The sequence below is a fragment of the Stenotrophomonas sp. INTA L402-1 genome (assembly GCF_059295135.1).
The window spans coordinates 1-649 of sequence record NZ_JCAFWP010000146.1 but is presented as its reverse complement, the minus strand read 5'-3'; the positions used below and the strand labels follow the sequence as shown (position 1 = coordinate 649).

The following is a 649-nucleotide window of genomic DNA, read 5'->3' as shown; positions in this document are numbered from 1 at the left end:
CCCGCGTAGTCACGGGCGGCACGCAAAGTGCATTTATAAGAACCCGTACATCGCGGCGAAGATCCAGCCGAAGACGCACGATACGCTCACACCAATCAACCCCGGCAGAATAAAGCTGTGGTTGATGACGAAGCGACCGATGTGGGTGGTGCCGGAACGGTCAAACTGAATCGCTGCCAGATCGCTCGGATAAGTCGGCAGGATGTAATAACCGTAGCAAGCCGGTGCTGAAGCCACGATGTATGCCGGATCAACGCCGATCGCCAGCGCGACCGGAACAATCGCCGCCAGCGCCGCAGCCTGAGAGTTTACAAACTTGGAAACCAGCAGCAGAACAATGGCATAGGCCCACGGATACTCTTTCACCATTTCACCCAGTACGCCCTGAATTTCAGACATATGCGCACCGAACATGGTTTCAGCCATCCATGCGATACCGTACACCGCCACGATGGCGATCATACCGGAACGGAAGACTTCGTTTTTTGAGATAGACGCGGGATTGGTTTTGGTCAGGATAATAATCAGCGCCCCGGTAAGCAGCATAAACATCTGAATAACCAGTACCATCGACAGCGGTTTGCCACCGAAGGATGGACGCAGGTCCGAATCAGCACCAAGAAGTGCGACTACAGCGATTGCCCCGAGG

General features: G+C 54.7%; 1 pseudogene. It reads right to left on the bottom strand.

What is annotated here, in order from left to right:
* Positions 1-33 precede the first annotated feature (33 nt).
* Positions 34-649: pseudogene (gene dcuB / locus AC5O77_RS21995) on the bottom strand (anaerobic C4-dicarboxylate transporter DcuB); the annotation flags it as partial.